General features: G+C 62.3%; 19 protein-coding genes. 8 read left to right on the forward strand and 11 right to left on the reverse strand.

All coding sequences use genetic code 11. The annotated features are described in order from the left end of the window. The coding region (locus B3849_RS10280; RefSeq protein WP_286780094.1) for a peptide chain release factor 3 at window positions 1-1,163 on the reverse strand (1,163 nt) is incomplete at its 3' end. Between the two features lie 130 nt (window positions 1,164-1,293). On the opposite strand from B3849_RS10280, the gene B3849_RS10285 reads away from it, so the two are divergent. Further along, window positions 1,294-1,653 (forward strand): nuclear transport factor 2 family protein, encoded by a 360-nt coding sequence (locus B3849_RS10285; RefSeq protein ID WP_132997264.1) that lies wholly within the window; start codon window positions 1,294-1,296, stop codon window positions 1,651-1,653. On the opposite strand, the gene B3849_RS10290 is transcribed toward B3849_RS10285, so the two are convergent. Further along, entirely contained in the window at window positions 1,654-2,667 is a 1,014-nt protein-coding gene (locus B3849_RS10290) for a Hint domain-containing protein (RefSeq protein WP_005853939.1), read from the reverse strand. Window positions 2,668-2,850: 183 nt separating this feature from the next. Here B3849_RS10290 and B3849_RS10295 point away from each other — a divergent pair, with 183 nt between their 5' ends. The 3 genes from B3849_RS10295 (at window position 2,851) to B3849_RS10305 (ending at window position 6,289) form a co-directional block, all read left to right on the forward strand. Next, window positions 2,851-3,630, forward strand: coding sequence for an SDR family oxidoreductase (locus B3849_RS10295; RefSeq protein WP_278425479.1), 780 nt, complete (start codon window positions 2,851-2,853; stop codon window positions 3,628-3,630). 153 nt (window positions 3,631-3,783) lie between these two features. Then, window positions 3,784-5,142: a sodium:proline symporter gene (locus B3849_RS10300; protein ID WP_278425478.1), complete on the forward strand. Its 1,359-nt coding sequence runs from the start codon at window positions 3,784-3,786 to the stop codon at window positions 5,140-5,142. Between the two features lie 43 nt (window positions 5,143-5,185). Beyond that, entirely contained in the window at window positions 5,186-6,289 is a 1,104-nt protein-coding gene (locus B3849_RS10305) for an ABC transporter ATP-binding protein (protein WP_005853933.1), read from the forward strand. Between the two features lie 49 nt (window positions 6,290-6,338). Here B3849_RS10305 and B3849_RS10310 read toward each other — a convergent pair whose 3' ends face one another. Continuing rightward, window positions 6,339-6,992 (reverse strand): helix-turn-helix transcriptional regulator, encoded by a 654-nt coding sequence (locus B3849_RS10310; protein ID WP_278425477.1) that lies wholly within the window; start codon window positions 6,990-6,992, stop codon window positions 6,339-6,341. Between the two features lie 219 nt (window positions 6,993-7,211). Here B3849_RS10310 and B3849_RS10315 point away from each other — a divergent pair, with 219 nt between their 5' ends. The 4 genes from B3849_RS10315 to B3849_RS10330 are packed head-to-tail and all read left to right on the forward strand — an operon-like array spanning window position 7,212 to window position 9,780. Beyond that, on the forward strand, window positions 7,212-7,448 hold the full coding sequence (locus tag B3849_RS10315; RefSeq protein WP_005853930.1) for a twin-arginine translocase TatA/TatE family subunit: 237 nt from the start codon (window positions 7,212-7,214) through the stop codon (window positions 7,446-7,448). A gap of 6 nt (window positions 7,449-7,454) precedes the next feature. Further along, window positions 7,455-8,063 (forward strand): Sec-independent protein translocase protein TatB, encoded by a 609-nt coding sequence (gene tatB, locus B3849_RS10320; RefSeq protein WP_278425476.1) that lies wholly within the window; start codon window positions 7,455-7,457, stop codon window positions 8,061-8,063. Next, window positions 8,060-8,944, forward strand: a complete 885-nt coding sequence (gene tatC / locus B3849_RS10325) for a twin-arginine translocase subunit TatC (protein ID WP_005853927.1) — start codon at window positions 8,060-8,062, stop codon at window positions 8,942-8,944. Before tatB ends, tatC begins: the two co-directional genes overlap by 4 nt. Next, window positions 8,941-9,780 carry an ATP-binding protein gene (locus B3849_RS10330; protein WP_138058753.1) on the forward strand — a complete coding sequence of 280 codons (840 nt, stop codon included), beginning with the start codon at window positions 8,941-8,943 and terminating at the stop codon, window positions 9,778-9,780. Before tatC ends, B3849_RS10330 begins: the two co-directional genes overlap by 4 nt. Before the next feature lie 70 nt (window positions 9,781-9,850). Here B3849_RS10330 and B3849_RS10335 read toward each other — a convergent pair whose 3' ends face one another. The 8 genes from B3849_RS10335 to B3849_RS10370 all read right to left on the reverse strand — a co-directional run. Next, the gene (locus B3849_RS10335; RefSeq protein WP_286780095.1) at window positions 9,851-11,107 is read right to left on the reverse strand and encodes a LysM peptidoglycan-binding domain-containing M23 family metallopeptidase; all 1,257 of its coding nucleotides are present in this window, start codon (window positions 11,105-11,107) and stop codon (window positions 9,851-9,853) included. A gap of 76 nt (window positions 11,108-11,183) precedes the next feature. Continuing rightward, complete coding sequence (locus tag B3849_RS10340; RefSeq protein ID WP_278425474.1) at window positions 11,184-11,843, reverse strand: protein-L-isoaspartate(D-aspartate) O-methyltransferase; 660 nt, start codon at window positions 11,841-11,843, stop codon at window positions 11,184-11,186. Beyond that, window positions 11,840-12,625, reverse strand: coding sequence for a 5'/3'-nucleotidase SurE (gene surE / locus B3849_RS10345; protein WP_037944447.1), 786 nt, complete (start codon window positions 12,623-12,625; stop codon window positions 11,840-11,842). The genes B3849_RS10340 and surE overlap by 4 nt, the downstream gene beginning before the upstream one ends. A 72-nt stretch (window positions 12,626-12,697) precedes the next feature. After that, entirely contained in the window at window positions 12,698-13,348 is a 651-nt protein-coding gene (locus B3849_RS10350) for an SDR family NAD(P)-dependent oxidoreductase (RefSeq protein WP_278425473.1), read from the reverse strand. Window positions 13,349-13,420: 72 nt separating this feature from the next. Next, the gene (locus B3849_RS10355; RefSeq protein ID WP_005853915.1) at window positions 13,421-13,687 is read right to left on the reverse strand and encodes a hypothetical protein; all 267 of its coding nucleotides are present in this window, start codon (window positions 13,685-13,687) and stop codon (window positions 13,421-13,423) included. Between the two features lie 219 nt (window positions 13,688-13,906). Next, the gene (gene purF / locus B3849_RS10360; RefSeq protein ID WP_037944446.1) at window positions 13,907-15,391 is read right to left on the reverse strand and encodes an amidophosphoribosyltransferase; all 1,485 of its coding nucleotides are present in this window, start codon (window positions 15,389-15,391) and stop codon (window positions 13,907-13,909) included. Window positions 15,392-15,578: 187 nt separating this feature from the next. After that, window positions 15,579-16,133 carry a CvpA family protein gene (locus B3849_RS10365; RefSeq protein ID WP_005853908.1) on the reverse strand — a complete coding sequence of 185 codons (555 nt, stop codon included), beginning with the start codon at window positions 16,131-16,133 and terminating at the stop codon, window positions 15,579-15,581. A 28-nt stretch (window positions 16,134-16,161) separates the two neighbouring features. Next, window positions 16,162-16,892: magnesium chelatase domain-containing protein (locus tag B3849_RS10370; protein ID WP_286780096.1), on the reverse strand; the 731-nt coding region annotated here is incomplete at its 5' end.

The following is a 16,892-nucleotide window of genomic DNA, read 5'->3' on the forward strand; positions in this document are numbered from 1 at the left end:
AGCGTGTCGCCCACCCGCAGCGTGCCGTGGTTGGGAATGCCGATGACGTCGCCGGCGAAGGCCTCCTCCGTCAGCGCGCGTTCCTGGGCGAAGAAGTAGATCGGGTTGGACACGGCCAGCTGCTTGGCCGAGCGGACATGGTCGAGCTTCATGCCGCGCTTGAAGTGGCCCGAGCAGAACCGCACGAAGGCGACACGGTCGCGGTGCTTGGGGTCCATGTTCGCCTGAACCTTGAAGACGAAGCCGGAAACCTTTGGTTCTTCAGGTAAAATCTGTCTTGGCTCTGCCGATTGAATCTGCGGTTCGGGGCCGTAGGTGGCGATCCCGTCCATCAGTTCCTTGACGCCAAAGCTGTTGATCGCAGACCCGAACCAGATCGGTGTCAGCGACCCTTCGGCCATCAGCGCCGCATCCAGTGGCGGCATCAGCTCGCGTACCATCTCAAGGTCTTCGCGCAGCTTCTCTAGCAGGGCGGCGGGTACGTGTTCGGCCAGTTTCGGGTCATCCAACCCTTCGATTGCGATGCTTTCAGCGACCTTGTTCCGGTCGGCACGGTCCATCAGTTCAAGCCGGTCGCGCAGGATGTCGTAGCAGCCGATAAAGTCGCGGCCGACGCCGATGGGCCAGCTTGCAGGGGTTACATCAATGGCAAGGTTTTCCTGAATTTCGTCGATGATCTCGAAGACATCGCGGCTTTCGCGGTCCATCTTGTTACAGAAGGTCAGGATCGGCAGGTCGCGCATGCGGCAGACCTCGAACAGCTTTTGCGTCTGGCTTTCCACGCCTTTCGCGCCGTCAATCACCATCACGGCCGCGTCAACGGCGGTCAGCGTGCGGTAGGTATCTTCGGAAAAGTCAGAGTGGCCGGGCGTATCCACAAGGTTAAAGCGGAAATTCGTGCCCTTGTTCATGAAATCGAAGGACATGGCCGAAGCCGAGACAGAGATGCCGCGGTCTTTTTCCATCGCCATAAAGTCAGAGCGGGTGCGTCGCGCCTCGCCCTTGGCGCGAACCTGACCGGCCATCTGGATCGCCCCGCCGAACAGCAGGAATTTCTCTGTCAGCGTGGTTTTCCCCGCATCGGGGTGGGAAATGATCGCAAAGGTGCGACGCCGAGCAATTTCGGCAGGCAAAGCGGGGCGGTTTGAGGGGGTATCCAACATGGATTGGCATATATCCACGCCCGTACACACGCGCAAGTCTGCTTGGATCAGGCGGGTGGTGGCATTTTCTTGGGGGTCGGCGCGAAACTGCGGTATCATGGGGGCAGATGAAACCAGAGGGGGTGTGACAATGGAATTGAAAGAGATCGCAGATGCGTTGGTAAAAGGCTGCCGCGAGGGCCACGAGGTGGCGAACCTTGATCGGCTTTACGCGCAGGACGCCGTGTCGGTTGAAGGGATGGACCACGGAAACGGGCGCGAGACGCAGGGCCTTGAGGGCATCAAGGGCAAGCATGCGTGGTGGGACAGCGCGATGGAGGTGACGCGTCAGAATGTCAGCGACCCGATGCTCCATGGCGATGACCGTTTTGCTGTCCTCTTTGATGTTGCGGCGCGCGAAAAGGAAAGCGGCACCGAGATGGAGATGAAAGAGGTCGCCATCTACCACGTGGCCAATGGCAAGATCGTGCGCGAGGAATTCTTTGGCTGATCAGCGCATGCTGGCGCGGCGCAGCAGTTCTGCGGCGTCGGGGCGGTCCAGCAGCGGTTCCGACACATCCAGCCCCGCATGGGGCAGGTCGGAATGGCCGGGGATGACATCGCCCATGGCGTCCGACAGCTCTTGCGGCAGCACGCCTTTGGTGCGGCTGTCGATCAGCATGGATTCCGCCGCGATGCCTTCGGCATAGATGATCTGGTGCCCGTCAAACAGCAGTTGGAAATAGTCGACGAAGCCGCCGTCCTGCACCCGTACCGTATCGCCGTTGACCAGATGGCGGACCTTGACCAGCAGCTCTGACCGGCCGGCCCCCAGACGGTCTTCGCGCTGGTAGATGAACAGGCGGTGATCGGGGCTGACGATCAGGTCATTGTCGTTGTTCAATGTGCCCGCGTTGATGCAGATCGGGGCGAATTCGCCAACCGCGCGCACGGTGCTTTGCCCGATCCAGCGGATCGCCTGCACGCCGTCATCGCGGGTCAGGACCTTGTCACCGACGCAGAGCTCCTCGATCGGGCGCTGCTCACCGGTGGCCATGGTGATATGCGTGCCGCGGGTGAAGGACACGCACGCCACCTGCGCGAACTTCTGGCGCATCGTCTCGGTGTCGATGCCAACCAGCCGGTATTCCACTTTGGACGACAGCGCGCTGAGTGGGATCAGATAGATCGCTTCGGCATGGCCGTCATCGGCCACTTCGACCAGCAGGATCGCATCGTTGATCTGCCCGTCAGGCGACATGAAGGTCAGTGCGCAATCCAGATGCAGGGCGGCCCCGCTGGTGCCGGTTTGCGTATCGGGCGCGATCGACAGGCTGCCATCCGGTGCCGTCTGGATCGACAGGCGCACTGGTTCCGCCCCATAGGACAGCTCGTACACATCATCCAGCAACAGTTCCGAGGCAAAAGACAGCGTGTCGCCCATATTCGCACCATCCGTCGCCGTGAATTGCGTCGCACGAAAGACAGGGACGCTTTGCGGAGGGGAAGGGCGGGGCGAGGTCATGGGGCGGGCCTTTGCGCGCGAAAGGTGAATGATATCGGGGTCGGCAGTCACACAACTGCCGGTGGTTCTTGTGTCCTTGCCATAGGATTGTGTCCCATTCGGGTCAAGCCTTTGGCCTTTTGCTGGCATTGTCCGCGAAGACAGTGCTACGACTTGCGCGAACACTAACCGGGAGAGATCGCTATGGATCTGGGAATCAAGGGAAAACGCGCATTGGTTTGCGCATCGTCAAAGGGCCTCGGCCTGGGCTGCGCAGAGGCGCTGGCCGAAGCGGGTGTGGATCTGGTGATGAACGCACGCGGTGCCGCTGATCTGGAAACAGCCGCCGAACGCATCCGTCAGGACTATGGCGTCGAGGTCACCACCATCGCCGCCGATATCGCCACGGACGAAGGCCAGAAGCTGGTGCTGGAGGCCGCGGGCCAGATCGACATTCTGGTCAATAACGCAGGCGGCCCACCCCCCGGCATGTGGAGCGATTGGGACCGCGAGGATTTCATCAAGGCGCTCGATGCGAACATGCTGGCCCCCATCGCGATGATCAAGGCGCTGGTGCCCGCGATGATGGACCGTGGTTGGGGCCGCGTCGTCAACATCACCTCGCAATCCGTGCGCGCGCCAATCGGCGTTCTGGGGCTCAGCAACTCGGCCCGTACCGGTCTGACCGGCTATGTCGCGGGCACCTCGCGTCAGGTCGCGGGCAAGGGTGTCACGATCAACAACCTGCTGCCCGGCATCCACGCCACCGACCGCGCCGATGCGCTGGATGGCGGCGTCGTCAAACAAAAGGGCATCACGCTGGAAGAGGCCCGCAGCGAGCGCGCATCGACCATCCCCGCGGGGCGCTATGGCACGCGGCATGAATTCGGCGCGGCCTGTGCTTTCCTGTGCTCGCAACACGCGGGCTTTATCGTCGGGCAGAACTTGCTGCTGGACGGCGGGGCGACCAATATCACGATGTAAGGACGAGGGGCGGGCGCTGCGACGCCGTCGCGGCGCCCGCGCCCGTCTGACATATTTCATCACGTTTACGACAGACCGCCGCGCAACAGATAGCGCGGCGGTTTTTGCTAGGCTACCCATGGACGTTACTGTCCCTTTCAAAGGTATTCCCTGATGTCCCCCATTGTTCTGTTTGTCCTCTTCGGTGCCATCATCGCCGCAAGTCTGCTGGCCGCACCGCGCCGTGCCTCGGTCGAGGGGTTCTTTGGCGGGATGACGGCCCAAGGCGGTGCGCCGGGGCTGTGGACGCTGGTGCTCAGCCAGGTCACCACGTGGATTTTCGCGCGCAGCCTGATGAACGCGGCGATCCTGGGATATTACTACGGCATCGCGGGCACGCTGGCCTATGCGGCCTATTACGGGTCTTTCCTGACCGGGGGCTTTATCGTCGGACGTCTGCGCCAGAACGGAGCTATGTCAGTGCAGGATTGGCTGGGCGCGCGCTTTGGCGGGGCGGGCAATGCCTGCTATAATATGGTCATCGCGCTGCGGCTTTTGTCCGAGGTGTTTGCCAATCTGCTGGTGGTGGGGCTGATCTTTAACGCCGTGCTGGCGGGCAGCGGCACGCCTGCGATCCTGATCGTGGCGCTTGTGGGGCTGGGCTATTCCGCTTGGGGCGGGCTAAGTGCTGCGCTGCGCACCGATGTGGTGCAGATGGTCGTGTTCCTCGTGGTTTTCGGTGTCGCCTTTGTGGCGCTGGTCGTGTCGCCCGGCTTTGATCTGGGGGCGGTTGTCACGGCACCGGGGACAGCAGGGGCCTATAACGGCTGGGTCTTGCTGGCCGTGGCGCTGTTGCAAGTGTTTTCCTACCCCGCGCATGATCCGGTGATGATGGACCGCGGCTTTATCGCCGACCCGGAGGTGACGCGCCGGTCCTTTCTGCATGCCTTCTGGATCTCGACCCTGTGTATCATCGGCTTCGGGTTCTTCGGCATTCAGGCGAGCCTTGTCGGTGCGGCCTACGAGGGCGAGCTGATCGGCACCTGGGCCACGATGTTTCCTGCGTGGGTGTTTGTGGCGCTGATGATTTCGCTGCTGGTCTCGGCGCTGAGCACGCTGGATTCCGCGCTCTCTTCTGCCGCGCGTCTGGTGGTTGAAGAGCTGAAGCTCGCACCGCGTAGCCTGAACGGCGGGCGGATCGTGATGCTGGGCTTTATGGCTGCGGGCACGGTGCTGACGCTCTGGGGCAATGCGACGCTGTTCGATGCGGTGGCTGTGTCGGGTACTGCGTCGATGTTCCTGACGCCGGTGCTGGTGGTCGGGCTGGTGATGCAGCGGCAGATCGCCCTATGGGCCTATCTGGCGGCCTTCGGGGCGGCGATGATCGGGGCCTTTGCCTATTTTGCCCGTGCGTGGCCCGCCTTTGCCGCGGTGCTGCCAGAGGGGCATAAATACGAACAGCTTTTGGTGATTTGTGTGGTCGTTCTGGTCGCAGGCTTCGCGGCGGTGCTTGCGGGCGCGCGGCGGGGCTGATAGCGGTCGATCCCGAGCGAATTGATCGGATTAGACCGCGCCCATGACTGAAGTGACTGACGTGCACCCGAGACTGGAAATCAAGAACCTGCAGCGCGCCTATGGCGGGCGGGCCGTCGTGGATGATGTCAGCCTGAAAATCATGCCGGGGCAGGTGACCTGCCTGCTGGGGCCATCGGGCTGTGGCAAGTCGACCACCCTGCGGATGATCGCCGGCGTCGAGATGCAGGACAGCGGTACGATCCATGTCGACGGCAAGCTGATCTGTGACACGGTCTTCCGCGTGCCCCCCGAACGGCGCGAGATCGGGTTGATGTTCCAGGATTTCGCGCTTTTTCCGCATCTTAGCGTGGCCGACAACGTAGGCTTTGGCCTAAAAACCGGTACCAAGGCCGAACGCCGCGCCCGTATCGAGGAACTGCTTGAACGTGTGGACCTGCTGCGATTCATCGACGGCTATCCGCATCAGCTGTCGGGGGGCGAACAACAGCGCGTGGCGCTGGCGCGTGCCTTGGCCCCGCGGCCCAAGATCATGCTGATGGACGAGCCCTTCTCGGGTCTTGATAACCGGCTGCGCGATGACATCCGGGACGAGACTTTGGGCATCCTGAAAGAGGAAGGTACCGCCGTCTTGCTGGTCACCCACGAGCCCGAGGAAGCCATGCGCATGGCAGACGAGATCGCCCTGATGCGCGATGGCAAGATCGTGCAGCAGGGGGCCCCCTATAACGTGTACACGCGTCCCGTCGACCGCGCGTCGGTGGCGTTTTTCTCGGACGCGAATGTGCTGCGGGCCGAGGTGTCTGGGGCGCTGGCGCATACGGTCTTTGGCCGGTTTCTGGCCCCCGGCGTGCCGGATGGGACGCAGGTGGATATCGTATTCCGCCCCCAGCATTTGCGCATCGACTTTGACCGTGCGGGCAAGGGGCCGTTGCCAACCTCGACCGATGGCACCGCGGCCCGCGCCGTTGTTGCGCGTGCGCGTTTCATGGGGAATGAGAGTCTCGTGGAATTTGTCATGGACCATGACGGCAGCACCCTGCGCGCCACCGTGCCCAATGTCTTTTTGCCGCAGCCCGGGGCCGTCATGTGGCTGACCGTGCGCCGCGATCGTTGTTTTGTCTTTCCGGTGCATGCGGCAGGGTAGACCGCTGGCGACTGCCCCTGTGGCACCGCGGGATGCCTTCGGCGAGGATTTAATCCATTTGGAAGACGGGCGGCGCGGTGAATAGCGCGGGCAGCGGGTGTGTCGCCTCGATCAGGTCAAGCCGCAGGGTGGTATTTTGCCCTTTGGTTTCATCCCAACCTGACAGGGTCCAACTGCGCGCGGCATGGCTGAGCCTGTAGGGGTGGAGCACCAGCGTATCGAGCGAGCCATCGTCGGCGTTATAGACGATCCTGAGTTTCTGGCGCGCGCGGATTGCGGCGCGCAGCACGGGCAGATGCCCCATCCCCCGCGCGGCATTGGCGAAAGGGTGTTCGATGCGCTGCCAGTCCTGCGTTGCGGGCTGTGCGGTCTCGGGCAAGGCCGCATCGATCTTTTGCGCCAGAGAGGTCGCTGCGGCCTGTAGGTCGGGGTCGGTTGTTTCAAGCACAACGGCGAGGGCGAGTTGCAATGCCTCTATCTCTTCGGGGGAGAGGGAGAGCGGCGGCAGCACCGTCGCCGGTGTCAGCCGGTAGCCTGCGCCACGGGTGCCGGTGATCGCAACGCCCGACGCCTGCAGCCGCGCAATGTCGCGGTAGAGCGTGCGCAAGGACACGCCCGCCGCCTGCGCCATATCCTCGGCCCGGTGAAGCTGGTGGTCGCCCAAGAGGGAGAGCAGGGAAAACAATCGGTCGCTGCGGCGCATGGTTTCTGTTTGCCACGCAGGGGGGCAGGGCGCAAGGCAACTGCCAAAAAGCTGTCAGGAGTGTTGGGGCGGTCGTCGGATGGCGTAAATTTTGCGGGGCCGCGCGGCGAGGGAAACGCTTTGGCCCTTCAAGCTGCCAGAGCAGGGGCCTAAAAAGAGACAGAGTTTACTGGCGGGGGCAGTCCCTCTGCCTCACATTCGGATTATGGAGTTGAGACTATGTTGAACAATATCGGCCTTCCGGGTCTTTTGCTGATTGCCGTTGTGGTGCTGGTCCTGTTCGGGCGCGGCAAGATTTCCAGCCTGATGGGCGAAGTCGGCAAGGGTATCACCAGCTTTAAGAAAGGCATCAGCGAAGGCGAAGATGACGTGAAAAACGGCGACAAGGACACTGCCGAGCTGAGCGATGACACCGTTGTTGTCACCGACACGAAGACCGACAAGGACCGGGTGTAAGCTCTCATGTTTGATATGGGGTGGTCAGAGCTGTTGGTCGTTGGCGTTGTCGCGCTGATTGTGGTGGGTCCCAAGGACCTGCCGGTGCTGTTTCGCAAGGTCGGCCAGTTTGTGGGCAAGGCCAAGGGGATGGCGCGCGAGTTCAGCAATGCGATGAATGATGCCGCCGATGACACGGGCATGCGCGAGATGTCGTCCAGTTTGAACAAGACGTTGAAAACCGCGACGAACCCGCTGGGATCGGCGATGGACGAAGTGAAATCAGCGACCAAATCCCTGTCCAAATTCGACCCCGAAAGCGAGACGGGCAAACTGGCCTCGCAGCGGGCCGAGGATGTCAAGAAGATCCAGGCCGCCACCGCCCGTGCCGGTGCCGAGCGCAAGCAGCGTGAAGCTGCCGAGGCGCTGGCACAGGCCGACGCCGCAGAGGCCAAACTGGCGACACCCGCCGCCGCGCCACAGATCGAGAAACCGGCGGCGAAAGCTCCCGCCGCCAAGGCGCCAGCCAAAGCCACGTCTGCGAAGAAGCCTGCCGCCAAGAAACCTGCCGCAGCGAAACCTGCGGCCAAGAAAGCCGCGCCCAAAGCGCCAGCGGCCAAAAAGAGTGACACATGAGTGCATCAGACGATATTGACGACAGCGCCGCCCCGCTGATCGAGCATCTGGCCGAGCTGCGCACGCGGCTGATCCATTCGGTGATCGCCTTTATCATCGGCATGGTGATCTGTTTTACCGTTTGGAATCCGATCTTTAACTTCCTGACGAACCCTTTGTGTTCGGCTATGGCCGAGCGTGGGCAGGAAGACTGCGGGTTGATCCTGATCAAGCTGCAAGAGGGCTTTTTCGTTGCCATCTCTATCTCTTTGCTGGGCGGGCTGGTTTTGGGCTTCCCCTATATCAGCTACCAACTGTGGCGCTTCGTGGCGCCGGGGCTTTACAAGAACGAGAAGGGCGCGTTTCTGCCCTTCCTGATCTCGAGCCCGCTGATGTTCTTTTTGGGCGCGTCCTTTGCCTTTTATGTCGTGACGCCGCTGGCTTTCGATTTCTTCCTTGGGTTCCAGCAGGCGGGCACGCTTGTCGGCGAGGGGACGGATAACGCAGGCGGAATCGCGGCCATCGCGTTCCAGGGGTCGGCTCAGGAGTATCTGAGCCTGACGATCAAGTTCATCGTGGCCTTTGGCCTGTGCTTTCAGCTGCCCGTATTGCTGACCCTGATGGGCAAGGCCGGTCTGGTCAGCGCCGAAGGGCTTGGCAACGTGCGCAAATATGCGGTGGTTGGTATTCTGGTGCTGGCCGCACTTGTCACGCCGCCGGATGTGATCACCCAAGGGATCCTGTTTGTTGTGGTCTACGGGCTTTACGAAATCTCTATCTTTCTTGTAGGGCGGGTTGAACGCAAACGAGAAGAGCAGCTGCGCGCAGACGGGTATTATGACGACGAATATGATGACCCGATCCTCGCAGAGTTCGAAGAGGATGAGGACGACCTGAAGTGAACCGTGACCCGATGGACCGTATTGCAGCGGCGTTGGAGAGGATGTCTCCTCCGCCGCTGAAAACCCCGGATTTTGATGTAGCGGGGGCCTTTGTCTGGCAGACAGGGCCGGACCATCTGGCACCGGTCGAAACGGTCAGCAAGGTTGATCTGTCGCTGCTGGTCGGGGTGGATCGCGCGCGCGACACGTTGCTGGCCAACACGATGCAATTCGCCGCCGGTCTGCCCGCCAACAACGCCCTGCTGTGGGGCGCGCGCGGGATGGGCAAGTCGAGCCTTGTGAAAGCCGTGCACGCCCATGTCCGCGAGACGCACGACCGTCTGCGCATTGTGGAACTGCAACGCGAAGACCTGCCATCGGTGGGCCGTCTGCTGAGCCTGCTGCGCGGTGCGCGGCAACGGTTTATCCTGTATTGCGATGATCTGAGCTTTGGTCATGACGACGCGCATTACAAATCGCTGAAGGCGGTGCTGGATGGCGGGATCGAGGGGCGGCCAGAGAATGTCGTGCTTTATGCCACGTCGAACCGGCGGCATCTGATGCCCCGTGACATGATCGAGAACGAACGTGGCTCTGCTATCAACCCCGCCGAGGCGGTGGAAGAGAAAGTATCGCTGTCGGATCGCTTCGGTCTTTGGCTGGGCTTCCATCCCTGCGACCAGAAACAGTATCTGGATATGATCCGCGGTTATTGCGATGCCTATGGGGTCGAGATTGACGCCAAGACCCTGCACGCCGAGGCGATCGAATGGCAAGCGACCCGTGGCGCGCGGTCGGGCCGTGTGGCGTGGCAGTATTTCGTTGATCTGGCAGGGCGGCGCGGCGTCGCGCTGTAAGCGACCTTCGCAAACGCTTGCGGCCCCGAAAAGGGGCCGCGTGTTGAAGCTGTTCCGTTTTGCAGTTGGCTTAGTTCAGGTAGGGCGTGGGATCGACGCTATCAAAGCCTTTGCGCACCTCGAAATGTACGAATGAATCATCACCCGGGCGCAGCTTGGCGATGCTTGCCCCTTTAGAGACGCTATCCCCTTTGGCGACCGACACATTGGCGACATTGGCATATACGGTCAGCAGGTTGTCAGGGTGGCGGATCACGACAATCGGCACGCCCTCGGCGCTTTTGGTGATCGCGGCGACTGTGCCGCTATCGGCGGCTTTGACCGCAGCGCCCGGTGTGCCCTTGATGTTGATGCCCTCGTTCTTGCCCTTGGAATAGGCGCGGATGATGCTGCCCTGTACGGGGGGCGACATGCGGCCGGAAGAGGCGGGTTGCGTCGTCTTGCCCACATCGGCGACAGGCTTGGCTGCGGCGGGTTCGGGCTTTGGCGCGGCGGGCTTTTCGTCCACGGGCGGTAGCGGTTTCGCAGCGCTTGGCGGGGTCGGCGTTGGCGATCCGGTGCCGGGCAAGCTGGTCGTTGTCGGCGCTGTGGCCGTCGCGGCGGCTGGCACTGCAGCGCTGCGTTTCGGGGCGGCCTGCTGCGCCACGGGGATCAGCAGGAACTGCCCTTCGCGGACAGAGAAATCAGCGCCAAGCCCGTTCCATTCGGCCAGCGTTTCAACCGGCACGGCATAGAGACGCGCGATGGTATAGGCGGTTTCCCCACGTTCCACCTTGTGGCGTACAGGCTCGATCCCGGTCTGTTTCGCGGGGTTCTCGCGGGTGGTGGTCTGCGCCGAGGGTAGGGTGGTGGTCTGCACGCCGGGGCTGGCGGGCGCCCGGTTGATCGCGCCGCCTGCGATGGTCTGGATATCGACCGCAGCGGTGGTGATCGGACCGGTGCCCGACGCGCCAGTCGCGGGCGAGGGTTCGGCCACGCGGGTCGGTAGGGCGATGATCTCTCCCTTGCGGAGGGGGACAGTGGGGTCGATGCCGTTGTAGCGCGACAGGCTGCCCACATCGGCACCCACGCGGGTGGCCACGTCAGACAGCGTATCGCCACGCCGCGCCACAGCGACCTGATAGTTGGGGTAGGAAATCACACCGCGGTTGTCCGGTGCGGGGCGTTCATCCAGCGGGCCGGTGGCTGCGTGGGCGGTGGTGAAACCGTCGCCAAAGCCGCCGCGCAAATCCATATCAAGGGGCTGTTCACAAGCGGCGAGCAAAAGCGCAGAGCTGCCCGCCAGTACCGTCAGCCTGAGGGTACGGGTCACGTTTGGTTGGGTCATCTGCTCGTCCTCGTCTTCGGTGCCGTCAGCGCCTTGGGGTCCCCGTTCGGGCGGAGTTCCCCTTGCTATACTGCATTTAGCCGTCTTTTCCCAGCCCTTCAAGCAAGGGAACAAAGCGGACCTTGCGCAGCTCGTCATATTCCAGCCCGGTCTCGGTTTTGCGTACACGTATGAGGTGTTGAACCGTGTCCGACTGGCCCACGGGCACGACCATGATGCCGCCAACCTTGAGCTGGGCCAGAAGCGGGCCGGGGGGGTCTTCGGCGGCGGCGGTCACGATGATCCGGTCAAAGGGGGCCTGTTCGGGCAGGCCAAAGCTGCCGTCGCCTATGATCGCGGTGATGTTGGACAGGGCCAGATCCTCGAAGATCTGGCGGGCCTCTACCACCAGCCTGCGGTGGCGGTCGATGGTATAGACGCGCCGCGCCAGTTTGCTGAGGATCGCGGCCTGATAGCCTGATCCGGTCCCCACCTCGAGCACCTTGTCACGCGACGACACATCCAGCGCCTGCGTCATCAGCGCCACAACTGAAGGCTGGCTGATGGTCTGACCGCAGGCGATCGGCAGGGGCATGTCCTCGTAGGCGCGGGACGCGAAAAGGCCGCGGATGAAGGGACCACGGTCGATCTGCTCCATCGCGTTCAGGACACGGGCATCGGTGACGCCCTTGGAACGGAGTGCGTAAAGAAATTGCATCTTGCGTGTCGCGTCTGTGATGTCTTCGTCGTCGTTCATGTATTGATGGCTTTTAGCGCGTCAAATGTATCATGAGCGGTGAGGTCGGCGCGCATGGGCGTGACCGAGATATAGCCGTCAAGGTTCAGCGCGGCGTCGGTGCCGTCGTCCGTCGGGATCTGCTGGTCCGCGCCCTTGATCCACAAGAACCGCCGCCCCGACGGCGACAGCTGCGGGATCGTGGAAAAGCTGGTATCGCGGCGCATCCCCTGGGGGGCCAAACGGATGCCCTGAACCTCTGCCGCTGCGACGGGCGGAAAATTCACGTTATAGAACAGACGGTAGCCATCCCCATGCGCCGGTGTCGCATCCAGGATACGGCGGATCACATCGGCCCCGTGGCCGGCGGCTGCCTCGAATGGATCATCCAGATCACGGTTGGCAGGGCCGTAATATTGCGACAGCGCCACGGCGGGGATGCCTTGCAGCGCCGCCTCCATCGCGCCACCGATCGTGCCGGAATAGAGCGTGTTTTCAGCCGCGTTGTTGCCGCGGTTCACACCGGACAGCACCAGATCAGGGCGGGCATCCAGCATACAGTCGTGCAGTGCGGCCATCACACAATCGGCCGGGCTGCCCTCGACCGAAAAGCGCCGGTCGCTGACCTTTTCGACCATCATCGGCTTGGTGTAGCTGATGCAATGCCCGACGCCGGATTGTTCATAGGCGGGGGCCACGGTCCAGACCTCGCCATCGGGTCCGGCCAGGTCGGTGGCAATGCCCTGCAGGGTCTTTAGACCCGGAGCGTGAATACCGTCGTCGTTGGTGATCAGAATGCGCATAAATTCCCCTTTGCGCCTTGATAGGCGACGGGGCGCGGCGCGGCAAGGCAGGAGCCTTCACCGCATCATGTTTTAAGGCTGGGAAACAGCCAGTTGCGCCAGAATTTCAGCGGCTTGCGACTGTGGCGTGTTCAGCGCCTCGCGGTCTTCACCGGGGTGGAAACGCGCGCGTGTCGCGGTTGGCATGGGGGCGGGCGTCATGATGTGGACGCGCGGGCCGATTGCCACGGCTTCGGACTGCCAGCTTTTGGCCAGCGCGATCTGCGCGGCCTTGGTGGCCCCGTAGCTGCCAAAGAACTTGGTCGCCACTACCGGATCGTCAAAGAACACGGCCTGACCCGATTGTGCCAGCAGCGGTGCCACATAGGTGATCAGGGTCGAGGTGGCGGTGACGTTACAGGCGACCGATTTGGCCATGTCTTTGGCGTCGATGTGATCGGTCGGGGCCAAGGGGGCGGCATGGACAGCGGTGTGCAGCCAAAGATCAAGACTGCCCCAGCGGTCATAGATGCCACGGCACAGGGTCGCCATCGCATCGGCATTGGTGATGTCCATCGGGGCCAATGTCGCGCTGCCGCCGCGGGACTGGATGCGGTCGTCCAGCTCTTCCAGGGCACCGGTGGTTTTGGCGACTGCAATGATGTGATGCGTGTCGCAAAGTGCTTCGGCCAGGGCGGCACCAAGACCGCGGGACGCGCCAGTGATAAGAGCTGTTTTTGTCATGGGGTGGCTTTGCCTGAGCCACCGCCCCCCGTCAAGAGGGGCGCGGCACCCGGGGTCATGTCGCGGGGCGTTTCACCCTTTGGGAAGTTTGAGCGTCACCGTGCGCCCTCGCTGCGCCAGAACCACGCTGTCGTCGCCAATGGCGGCGACGATGCCGTCGCTGATCTTGTCGTTCAAGGTCACGCGGTGAATGCGTCCGCGGCCATCGCGGATCAACGCGCCGGGGTCGGTCAGGCTGCCGAAGGTACCAATCAGGGCGAGCTTGGGCAGGGACGCCTGCTGCGTTGCCAGATTAAGTGTTTTCTGCGGGGTCGGAGTGCCTTTTTCGTCAGTCGACATGGGTGCCTCTTGCTGCGCTTAGGGGGGCAAAGAATGGTTAGACCGAGGGGCTAACAAAGCTGCCTGACAGCCGAAAGAGGGCGCGGGGGAAGCTGGCAAAGACTGGCTTGCACGTCGGCAAAGCTTTGCCAGCGGTACGGGGGCGCAAAATAGCAAAAGGGCGGGCGAGGGGTTGAACCCTGCGCCCGCCCTTGCGGAACTTGTCGCGAAGCGGCGGCTTTATTCGGCGGCTGGCTTCATCTCGAACCCTTGGTTGATCTGGTCGGCAGGGGTGACGGGGTAATCGCCCGAGAAGCACGCATCGCAATATTGAGGGCACTTGTTGTTGCGACCCTCTGCCTCGCCCACGGCGCGATAAAGCCCGTCGAGCGAAATGAACTTGAGGCTATCCACTTGCAAATGCTCGCGCATTTCCTCTTCGGACATGGTGGCCGCCAGCAGCTTTTCACGTTGCGGCGTGTCCACACCGTAGAAACAGGGCCACGCGGTGGGGGGCGAAGCAATGCGGAAGTGGACCTCTTTCGCGCCGGCATCAAGGATCATCTCTTTGATCTTGCGGCTGGTGGTGCCACGCACAACCGAATCGTCTACCAGAATGACCCGCTTGCCCTTGATCAGCGCGCGGTTCACGTTGAGCTTTAGCCGCACGCCCATGTTGCGGATCTGCTCGGTCGGTTCGATGAAGGTCCGGCCCATGTATTGGTTGCGGATAATCCCCATCGCATAGGGAATACCCGATTCGAGGCTGAAACCGATGGCCGCAGGCGTGCCGCTGTCGGGGACGGGGCAGACAAGATCCGCCTCTACCGGCGATTCCTTTGCCAGCTCGCGCCCGATGGCTTCGCGGGTTTCATAGACCGAACGACCGCCAAGGATGCTGTCGGGGCGGCTGAAATAGACGTGTTCAAAGATACAGAAACGCGATGCGACACGGCGGAAGGGGAAATGGCTTTCGACGCCCGAAGGCGTGATCACGACCATCTCGCCGGGCTCGATCTCGCGGACGAATTCGGCACCGATGATGTCCAGCGCGCAGGTCTCGGAGCTGAGCGCCCAACCGTCGCCAAGCTTGCCCAGAACCAGCGGGCGGACACCCAAAGGATCGCGCACGCCGATCAGCTTGGTGCGGGTCATCGCCACGACCGAAAACGCGCCTTCGACACGGCGCAGCGCGTCTTCCATGCGTTCGGGAATGTTGCGTTGCAGGGACCGCGCCATCAGGTGGATGATACATTCGCTGTCCGACGAGGACTGGAAGATCGACCCGCGTTCAATCAGCTCGCGGCGCAGGGCGTTGGCGTTGGTGATATTGCCATTATGGGCAATCGCGGCACCGCCCATGGCGAATTCGCCAAAGAAGGGCTGCACATCGCGGATCGCTGTCGGGCCTTTGTGACCAGAGGTCGAATAACGCACATGCCCGATAGACAGTTCGCCGGGCAGCGTCTCCATCACCTTTTGCGAGGTGAAGTTGTCGCGCACATAGCCGAAGCGGCGGGCGGACTGGAAACCGGCAGCGGGATCATAGCTGACGATCCCGCCGGCTTCCTGACCACGGTGCTGCAACGCGTGCAGGCCGAGGGCCACAAAGTTCGAGGCGTCTGCAACGCCGATCACGCCGAACACCCCGCATTCTTCTTTGAGTTTATCCCCGTCATCTGCATCACGCAGATAGGAGGAATCAAACGGGTGCGCGGGGGGCATGATCTTGGACAACGGGGCAACTCCGAATCCGATGAAGGGATAGGGGCTATGTAGGACTTTGGGCGGGCCTTGTCACCCCGCCGTTACATTTTGCCCCCGCATATGCTGCGATGCAACATATGGCAGAAATGCAAACGCCCCCGAAAACGGGGGCGCATGGATAACTTTTTGGCAGCGTCAGCGGCGATTAGGCACCGCAGGCCCCAACCAAAGCCTCGTAGCGGGTGGTGATCCAGCCCAATGCGGCTTCCGGGTTCTGCTCTTCGATCTGGCCGGTAAAGCGCCCGAAGACCTGTGCCGATCGGCTTTCGTCCACCATGGTGAAGGTCTGGCCGGTGATCACGGTGTCATAGACAAAGAACGCGATGGCGACCAAGAGGATGCCGCGCGCCACGCCGAAGAGAAACCCGAGCCCCTGATCCAGACCACCCAGAACAGAGCGTTGCACCAGCGACGAAAACAACGGGGTGAACAGCGATACCACAATCAGCGCGATGGCAAAGACGATGGCAAAGGCCCCGATAATCGATAGTTCACAACTGTCGGCAAGGAATTCGCCCACAACAGGGATCTCTGACACCAGCGGTTCAACCTGCGGCGCGAAGAGAAACGCAAGGATCGCGGCGGCAATCCAGCCCACGATCGCCATAAATTCGCGTACAAGCCCGCGGCCATAAGCCAGCAAAGCCGACAGAACGATGACAAGCGCCACAACCCCGTCAATGATGGTAAAACCTTCCATGGTCGTCTTGCCTTCCTTGAAGGGGCGGTTAGCCAGCCCCGAATATTTCGCCTACAAATCCGGTGAGATCGCTCATGGTGTTAAGCGTTATGCCGTTCTTGCCCACCGGTTTTCCGCCCGCGGGCGCGATGGCGCTGGTAAAACCAAGTTTTTGCGCTTCTTTCAACCTGTTTTCGGTCTGACTGGCGGGGCGTAGCGCACCGGACAGGCTGATTTCGCCGAAAACAACGGTTTCCGCGGGCAAAGCCACGTCTTCGCGCGCGCTGAGCAAGGCGGCCGCGACCGCCAAATCCGCCGCCGGTTCCGAGATTTTCATGCCGCCCGCCACGTTGAGGTAAACATCAAGCCCCGCAAAGGGGATGCCGCAACGGGCCTCTAGCACGGCGAGGATCATCGCAAGCCGTCCCCCGTCCCAGCCCACGACCGTACGCCGCGCCTGCGAATGAGGCGACGGGGCCACAAGCGCCTGAAGCTCGCATAAAACAGGGCGGGTGCCTTCGATACCTGCGAAAACCACTGACCCCGCGGCAGGCGTGCCGCGTTCGGACAGAAACAGGGCAGAGGGGTTGGTGACCTCCGCCAGCCCTTCGCCGGTCATCTCGAACACGCCGATCTCGTCGGCGGGGCCAAAGCGGTTCTTGACCGCGCGCAAGATGCGGAACTGGTGGCCGCGCTCGCCCTCGAAATACAGCACGGTATCGACCATATGCTCGACCACGCGGGGGCCCGCGATCTGGCCTTCCTTGGTGACGTGGCCGA

It is taken from the genome of Sulfitobacter sp. UBA4523, assembly GCF_002388305.1.
Taxonomy (GTDB): domain Bacteria; phylum Pseudomonadota; class Alphaproteobacteria; order Rhodobacterales; family Rhodobacteraceae; genus Sulfitobacter; species Sulfitobacter pontiacus.

What these genes read in the sequence shown, in the direction of transcription:
- B3849_RS10285 (WP_132997264.1), top strand. Translation starts at nt 1,294, where the DNA reads ATGGAATTGAAAGAGATCGCAGATGCGTTGGTAAAAGGCTGCCGCGAG.
- B3849_RS10290 (WP_005853939.1), bottom strand. Translation starts at nt 2,667, where the DNA reads ATGACCTCGCCCCGCCCTTCCCCTCCGCAAAGCGTCCCTGTCTTTCGT.
- B3849_RS10295 (WP_278425479.1), top strand. Translation starts at nt 2,851, where the DNA reads ATGGATCTGGGAATCAAGGGAAAACGCGCATTGGTTTGCGCATCGTCA.
- B3849_RS10300 (WP_278425478.1), top strand. Translation starts at nt 3,784, where the DNA reads ATGTCCCCCATTGTTCTGTTTGTCCTCTTCGGTGCCATCATCGCCGCA.
- B3849_RS10305 (WP_005853933.1), top strand. Translation starts at nt 5,186, where the DNA reads ATGACTGAAGTGACTGACGTGCACCCGAGACTGGAAATCAAGAACCTG.
- B3849_RS10310 (WP_278425477.1), bottom strand. Translation starts at nt 6,992, where the DNA reads ATGCGCCGCAGCGACCGATTGTTTTCCCTGCTCTCCCTCTTGGGCGAC.
- B3849_RS10315 (WP_005853930.1), top strand. Translation starts at nt 7,212, where the DNA reads ATGTTGAACAATATCGGCCTTCCGGGTCTTTTGCTGATTGCCGTTGTG.
- tatB (WP_278425476.1), top strand. Translation starts at nt 7,455, where the DNA reads ATGTTTGATATGGGGTGGTCAGAGCTGTTGGTCGTTGGCGTTGTCGCG.
- tatC (WP_005853927.1), top strand. Translation starts at nt 8,060, where the DNA reads ATGAGTGCATCAGACGATATTGACGACAGCGCCGCCCCGCTGATCGAG.
- B3849_RS10335 (WP_286780095.1), bottom strand. Translation starts at nt 11,107, where the DNA reads ATGACCCAACCAAACGTGACCCGTACCCTCAGGCTGACGGTACTGGCG.
- B3849_RS10340 (WP_278425474.1), bottom strand. Translation starts at nt 11,843, where the DNA reads ATGAACGACGACGAAGACATCACAGACGCGACACGCAAGATGCAATTT.
- surE (WP_037944447.1), bottom strand. Translation starts at nt 12,625, where the DNA reads ATGCGCATTCTGATCACCAACGACGACGGTATTCACGCTCCGGGTCTA.
- B3849_RS10350 (WP_278425473.1), bottom strand. Translation starts at nt 13,348, where the DNA reads ATGACAAAAACAGCTCTTATCACTGGCGCGTCCCGCGGTCTTGGTGCC.
- B3849_RS10355 (WP_005853915.1), bottom strand. Translation starts at nt 13,687, where the DNA reads ATGTCGACTGACGAAAAAGGCACTCCGACCCCGCAGAAAACACTTAAT.
- purF (WP_037944446.1), bottom strand. Translation starts at nt 15,391, where the DNA reads ATGCCCCCCGCGCACCCGTTTGATTCCTCCTATCTGCGTGATGCAGAT.
- B3849_RS10365 (WP_005853908.1), bottom strand. Translation starts at nt 16,133, where the DNA reads ATGGAAGGTTTTACCATCATTGACGGGGTTGTGGCGCTTGTCATCGTT.